Annotated in this window: 6 protein-coding genes; 4 read left to right on the top strand and 2 right to left on the bottom strand. The window is 64.0% G+C overall.

Annotated features, from left to right (window positions below; translation table 11 throughout):
- From PUN71_RS11975 to PUN71_RS11965, 3 genes are all read left to right on the top strand, one after another.
- The coding region (locus PUN71_RS11975) for a PhzF family phenazine biosynthesis protein (protein WP_277798575.1) at positions 1-316 on the top strand (316 nt) is incomplete at its 5' end.
- Between the two features lie 102 nt (positions 317-418).
- Positions 419-1,045, top strand: coding sequence for an FMN reductase (locus PUN71_RS11970; RefSeq protein WP_277798574.1), 627 nt, complete (start codon positions 419-421; stop codon positions 1,043-1,045).
- A 150-nt stretch (positions 1,046-1,195) separates the two neighbouring features.
- Complete coding sequence (locus PUN71_RS11965) at positions 1,196-2,575, top strand: hypothetical protein (protein ID WP_277798573.1); 1,380 nt, start codon at positions 1,196-1,198, stop codon at positions 2,573-2,575.
- A gap of 92 nt (positions 2,576-2,667) precedes the next feature.
- On the opposite strand, the gene PUN71_RS11960 is transcribed toward PUN71_RS11965, so the two are convergent.
- Entirely contained in the window at positions 2,668-3,240 is a 573-nt protein-coding gene (locus PUN71_RS11960; protein ID WP_277798572.1) for a hypothetical protein, read from the bottom strand.
- 774 nt (positions 3,241-4,014) lie between these two features.
- Between PUN71_RS11960 and dnaB the strand changes: the two genes are divergently transcribed.
- Positions 4,015-5,397, top strand: a complete 1,383-nt coding sequence (gene dnaB, locus PUN71_RS11955; protein ID WP_043448491.1) for a replicative DNA helicase — start codon at positions 4,015-4,017, stop codon at positions 5,395-5,397.
- Here the strand turns inward: dnaB and PUN71_RS11950 are convergent.
- Positions 5,394-6,404: an acyl-CoA thioesterase gene (locus tag PUN71_RS11950; protein ID WP_043448490.1), complete on the bottom strand. Its 1,011-nt coding sequence runs from the start codon at positions 6,402-6,404 to the stop codon at positions 5,394-5,396. The two genes, dnaB and PUN71_RS11950, sit on opposite strands and share 4 nt — an antisense overlap.
- Positions 6,405-6,504: the final 100 nt, after the last annotated feature.

Raw genomic sequence — 6,504 nt, 5'->3', positions numbered from 1 at the left:
GCTCGAACCGGACACGGCGGCGATGGGGGACTTGAAGGTAGGAGTCATCGGACCCCGCCAGCCCGGGGCCGACACCGACTTTGAGGTCCGCACCTTCCTGCCCGGGGACGCCATGGTGGAAGATCCCGTCACCGGCAGCTTCAACGCAGGTGCCGCCCAGTGGCTCATCGGCAGCGGCCGGGCGCCGCGGCAGTATGTCGCTTCCCAGGGAACAGCCCTGGGCCGTGCCGGGCGCATCCACGTCAGCGCCGAAGGCGGGGACATCTGGGTGGGCGGACACTCCACGACCTGCATCCAGGGCGCCGTGCAGCTCTGATATGCGCCGGGTGCGCCCCGGGAATACTCCACAGACCTGGGCTGTTCACTGATATGAATGCAAATGCATGTAAGTGAAGTGAACGAGCATCAGGAGAATGCCATGGAAACCCGCCGTCTCACCGTCCTCTCCGCCGGGCTGGGTGTACCGTCATCCAGCCGCCTGTTGGCCGACCAGCTCGCCGCAGCTGCGGAGCGGCGGCTCCGCACGGCAGGCTACGACGTGGCCCTGGACGTCGTCGAACTCCGCGACCTGGCCGTGGACATCGCCAATAACTTCGTCACCGGATATGCCGCACCGCGGCTGGCAGAGGTTATTGCCGGCGTTGAGGCATCCGACGGCATCATCGCGGTAACCCCGGTCTTCAGCGCTTCCTACAGCGGCCTGTTCAAGTCCTTCATCGATGTGCTGGACCCAAAGTCCCTGGACGGCAAGGCTGTCATGCTGGGCGCCACCGGCGGAACCGACCGGCACCAGATGGTCCTGGACTACGCGATGCGGCCGCTCTTCAGCTACCTTCGCACGCGCATCACACCAACCGGCGTGTTCGCCGGACCCCAGGACTGGGGGACCGCGGACGAGGGTGGCCCATCATTGGCCAACCGGATTGAACGGGCAGCGGGCGAGCTCACCGGACTGCTGGAGGGTCCGCAGCCCGGCCGGAAGGCCGGCCCGCTGGAATCCCTTCCGTTTGAGCAACTGCTGGCCGGCATTTCCGGCAACTCCTGACGCACCGGGGTTAGGGGGCCGGCTTACCCCGGTTTAGGGGGCCGCCCGGGGCTTGTCTTTGATCCTCCCACCGCCAAGACTGGGCAATCTGGGGGTTGACTGACAGATCAACGCCGGGGAGCAAAATTGAGAGACGATCCACTGTCCAGTGTGGACGGGCATGATCCAGGTGCCAGGGCCTCCTGGCCTTTTTCCAGAGGCGGACTTGCCGGTCCTTCGGGCCGCCCCTTGCGTCGGTCGCGGCGGGGGCTTCCGGCGCTGCTGACGGTGCTGCTGCTTGTGCTTGCCGGCCTGGTGGCGCCCTTGGCCGCGTCTGCCGCTACCGGTGATGTCGGGGTCCAGGGCCCGTCGCACAGTGGGACGGGTACGCCCACGGGCACCAAGCGGCAGACCAACTCGCTGTGGTTCAACGACGGGACCTGGTGGGGGAACCTTTGGGACGCCGGCAGCTCCACGTTCCGTATCTTCCGGTTCAACGCCTCCACGAATTCGTGGACGAATACAGGCGTGGTGACGGAATCGCGGGCGAACACGCACCATGACGTGCTGTGGGACGGGAAAACGCTGTATGTCGCCAGCTTCCGGTTCGTCAATGACGGCCTGCCGGCCGAGCCAGGCTTCCCCACCACCGTGCGCCGTTACAGCTACAACTCGAGCACCAAGTCATACACGAGCCTGGGATCGTCCCAAATCAACAATCAAAAGGTCGAGACCATATCCATTGATAAGGATTCGACCGGGCGCGTCTGGGCTACCTGGCAACAGGGGAACAGGATCTATTTGAACGTCACAGGCACCGATGGTGCCACGTGGGGAACACCATTTGCCCATCCCGCCTCCCTCAGCAACGTCTCTGTGGACGATAACTCGGCGGTGATTGCCTTCAGCGGGAACAAGATCGGCCTGATGTGGAGCCGCCAGGTGGGGGACAGCACCGATGGCATGTATTGGAGCTACCACGTTGATGGAGCTTCAAACTCGTCCTGGACCACTCCCGTGGCGGCCGTGAAGGGGCAGCGGAGCGGTGACGACCACATGAACCTGAAGTGGCTGGATGCCTCATCGGACAAGGTTTTCGCTGCCATCAAAACCTCGTACACCTCGGCGTCGCAGCCGCTGATCCAGTTGCTTGACCTGAACACGTCGACGTCGACATGGTCTGCCCACACGATCGCCACAGTGTCTGAGTGCCCGAACAGGGTGATCGTCATGATCGACGAAGCGGCGCGCAAGCTACGTACCTTTGCTACCTATCCGAAACCGAGTGGCACGACGAACGCCGGGGTCTGCACGAGTTCGGGTGGTGCGATCTACGAGAAGTCCACGCCGCTGGACAACATCAGCTTTACGACCTCCAAGACGGCCCGCATCGTGGACGCCGACCAGTATGTCCATAACGTGACGTCCACGAAGCAGAACGTCAACAGCCTGGCGAGGGGGACGGCCAACAGCGGACTTCTGGTGCTCGCTGATGTGAATGCCACAAGCCGGTACTGGCACTACTACGATTCCACTGGCGGGGCGGGATAGGCGCGGTCGCCCAGCTCATGGCGGCCCAACCCCTGCACGGTTGCCGCCCTGGTGGAACTGCCGGCTCCGGCGCTCACGTTCCCTGGTCCACGTCAGTCGCCGAGCAGCTCGATGAACTCGCGGGCCTGCATGGGGGAGATATCCGAGTGGCGGGTCAGGGCAGTCACCGCCGCCTCGGTGTCGCCATTGCGCGCCAACGTGCGGATCCTGCCGTAAATCTCATCGTTGAGCATATTGCTGCTCACTTCCCGGGTGACATCGCCCTTGCTGGCAATGGCCCTGTACCTGTAGGGGAAGCGCTGCGGCTCATCCTCCGCCTCCGGCAGCGGCTGCGCCGGCTCAGGACTCCGGTACGGCTGGGGATGCGCTGCGAGGGCTCCTACGGCGTCCCGTGAGGCACGCAGCCCTTCCCCGGTGATCTCGTAGTAGAGCTTGATGGCAGCCATGGCCTGCCCCTGCGCGATCAGCGCATAGAGCCGGCGGTGTTCATCTTCGGACAGCCTGTCTGCCGCAGCCCGGGCCACCTCCTGCGGCGTGTGGCCTGGGCGCCTCTGGGGGGCAGTGGCCGGATGTGCCGCGTTGCGGTTCCGGACGGCGCGGTAGGCCAGGATGACCGCCACCACCACGGCGAGCAGGATCAGGACGGGGACCACAAGGGATTCCATTTCACGAGCCGTTCTTTGTACTTCCTGGCCCTTGCCAGCTGCGGTTGTTGTGCTGTCCATCCACCCGCCGCACACCATGGCAGGCGCCGTCCCGCAGCGTTGCGGATACCGGCAGTGCCGGAGGATCACCCATACCTAGAGCTTAATCCAGGTCGCGGTTATCCACAGCAATATTCAATCTCCTGCATACAGCAGTGCCCCCGGCCGATCAAACTCCCCGGCGGGAATATGAGGAGCGCCACCTTTGACGAATCGGGCCCGGCAAGCGCTCCGCTGTCCGCATTCCCCTGATGGCTCTTCCTCACGGCCTGTGGATGAAATTCCCCAAAAGAAATATTTACTCCACATGTCGGATTGAGTGTTTCCGCAGGTCAGAGCCATATGGAAGAACAAAAAAATTCTGTATCCACAGACTTCCCCACAGGCTGTGCACAAGCTATGCGCGGTACTGCACAGGTTATCCACAACCGCCGGAGCATGCTGGCTTTGCCGCTGGGGCAGCTGCCGCTAGCGTAGCGGGGTACCTGTTCCTCAGTGCCCCTGAGGGCGCCTGCAGGCCCGGTTTTGGACCCGCAGCTATACCGCACACCTGCCTTTGTGGAAAAGCTGTGGATAGTGGGGATAACTCCGGCCGGCCGCGGACCGGGCGCCTTCAGCACCCGGATTGTCAGGGCCTGAAGGTAGAACTGGACACGTGGCGGGTCCGGCTTCCGGAAGACCGCGAGCAGGATAAACCACCGGGCCCAGGCCCGGTACAAATGGAGGACGGCAGCTTTGTCAATCGCGCATCTGGACCCTGTCGAGGCCACCCGTGGATCGGATTCCAGCCGAAAGCCGCCCCAGGACATAGCCGCCGAACAATCGGTTCTTGGCGGAATGATGCTGTCCAAGGATGCCATTGCGGATGTGGTCGAAATCCTCCGCGGCCAGGATTTCTACCGCCCTGCGCACGAGACCATCTACGAGGCGATTATCGACCTCTACGGCCGCGGCGAGCCTGCGGACGCCGTTACTGTCTCCGATGAGCTGACCAAGCGTGCCGAGATCAACAGGATCGGTGGTCCTGCCTACCTGCACGAGCTGATCCAGACCGTTCCCACCGCAGCCAACGCGGGCTACTATGCCGAGATCGTGGCCGAACGGGCAGTCCTTCGCCGGCTGGTCAACGCCGGAACCAAGATCGTCCAACTGGGTTACGGCTCGGACGGCGAGGTGGAGGACCTGGTCAACCAGGCGCAGGCAGAGGTGTACGCGGTAGCGGAACGCCGAACGGCCGAAGACTACGTGGTGCTGAAGGACGTCATGGAGTCCACGGTGGACGAGATCGAGGCGTCCGGCCACCGCGGCGAAGGAATGACGGGCGTGCCCACCGGCTTCTACGAACTCGACGAACTCACCCACGGGCTGCACCCTGGCCAGATGATCGTCATCGCCGCGCGTCCCGCAGTGGGCAAATCGACCTTCGCCCTGGACTTCGCCCGCTCCGCGGCCATCAAGAACAACCTTTCCACCGTTATGTTCTCGCTCGAAATGGGCCGGAACGAGATCGCCATGCGCCTGCTCTCCGCCGAAGCCACCATTGGCCTGCAGGACCTGCGCAAGGGCACCATCAAGGATGAGCAGTGGTCCAAGATCGCCACCACCATGGGCCGGATGAATGATGCCCCGCTGTTCATCGATGACAGCCCCAATATGTCGCTGATGGAAATCCGTGCCAAGTGCCGGCGCCTGAAGCAGCAGCATGACCTGAAGCTGGTCATCCTCGACTACCTTCAGCTCATGAGCTCCGGCAAGAAGGTGGAGTCCCGCCAGCAGGAAGTCTCCGAGTTCTCGCGTGCGCTGAAGCTCCTGGCCAAGGAGCTCCAGGTCCCCGTGATCGCACTGTCCCAGCTGAACCGTGGCTCCGAACAGCGGCAGGACAAGCGGCCCATGGTGTCAGACCTGCGTGAATCGGGATCCATCGAGCAGGACGCCGACATGGTGATCCTGCTGCACCGTGAAGATGTGTATGACAAGGAGTCGCCGCGCGCCGGCGAAGCGGACATCCTGGTGGCCAAGCACCGTAACGGCCCCACCAAGGACATCGTGGTGGCATTCCAGGGCCACTACTCCCGTTTTGCCAACATGGCGGGCGACGCCGGCGGCGGAGGCTTCTAGGAGCGCGGCCCGGCAGCCGTCGCCCCGCCGGCCTGTCCTGCCGCAGCCAGCAGATGGTTCGGCAGCCGGTTCCCGGGCGCGGTTCCCCTGATTTCCAAAAGTTCGCGGGCATGGGCGTGCAGCCGCTTGTCCTCCCCGCTGACCGGCACCCAGGCGGGAACTGGAACGGAATTGCCCTCGCCGTCGCGCGCCACCATCACCGTCAGGCAGTAGGTGGTGAGGTTCATTTCACGGCTCTTGGGGTCCCCGGAGCGGACATGGACGGCGATGTGCATGCCCTTGGTTCCTGTGTACACCAGCCGTGCCTCCACCTCCACGACGTGGCCGATCAGGAGCGGCCGGTAGAAGCGCACGCCGCCCGAAAACACCGCTACGGTGTCCCTGCCGCAATAGCGTGACGCGCAGACGTAGGCTGCCTCGTCGATCCACTTCATCACGATGCCGCCGTGCACCTTCCCGCCCCAGTTCACATCCGTGGGCGCGGCCATGAACCGCAGTGTCACCCGTTCGGCCGTGCCGGCGTCGGTATATTCCTGTCCGTTCATGGCTTCGACAATTTGTTCCCTGACCTTGATCCGGGCCAGGGCGTGGTCGCGCTGCTCAATTTCCGCGGCGGTGGCGGGCTCGAACTGCTGTACGGGGATGGGCTTGCCGTCTTCTCCCACGGCCACGAAGATCACCATGCACTGGCTGCGCATGGTGGCAGGCCCGCCTTTCGGGTCGCCGGAGGAGACCACGGTGCGGATGTGCATGGAGGACCTGCCGGTGTAGACAATGGTCGCTTCCACTTCCACCATGTCACCGCTGTTGACCGGATCGGCGAAGTGGATGTTCCCCACGTAGGCGGTGACGCAGTAGGACTTGGCCCATCCCACCGCTGCGGCATATGCCGCCTTGTCCACCCACTCCAGCACCGTTCCGGCGTCAACGGATCCGCTGTGTCCCACATCGGTAGGTGCGGCGAGGAAGCGGAGGGTCACGGAGTTGCGGCGGCCGGTCTCAGTCATGCTGCGATCTTACTGAGCGGCCCGGTTACCGGCCGGTTGGCGGGCGGGCCAACGACACAAAAGGCCGACGGCGGCCGGTCACGCCAGTGCGGGAAAGACT

This window comes from Arthrobacter sp. NQ7, from assembly GCF_029581595.2.
GTDB classification, from domain to species: Bacteria; Actinomycetota; Actinomycetes; order Actinomycetales; family Micrococcaceae; genus Arthrobacter; species Arthrobacter phenanthrenivorans_B.
The sequence above is the reverse complement of the archived record's forward strand: the minus strand, read 5'-3'. Positions and strand labels throughout refer to the sequence as shown.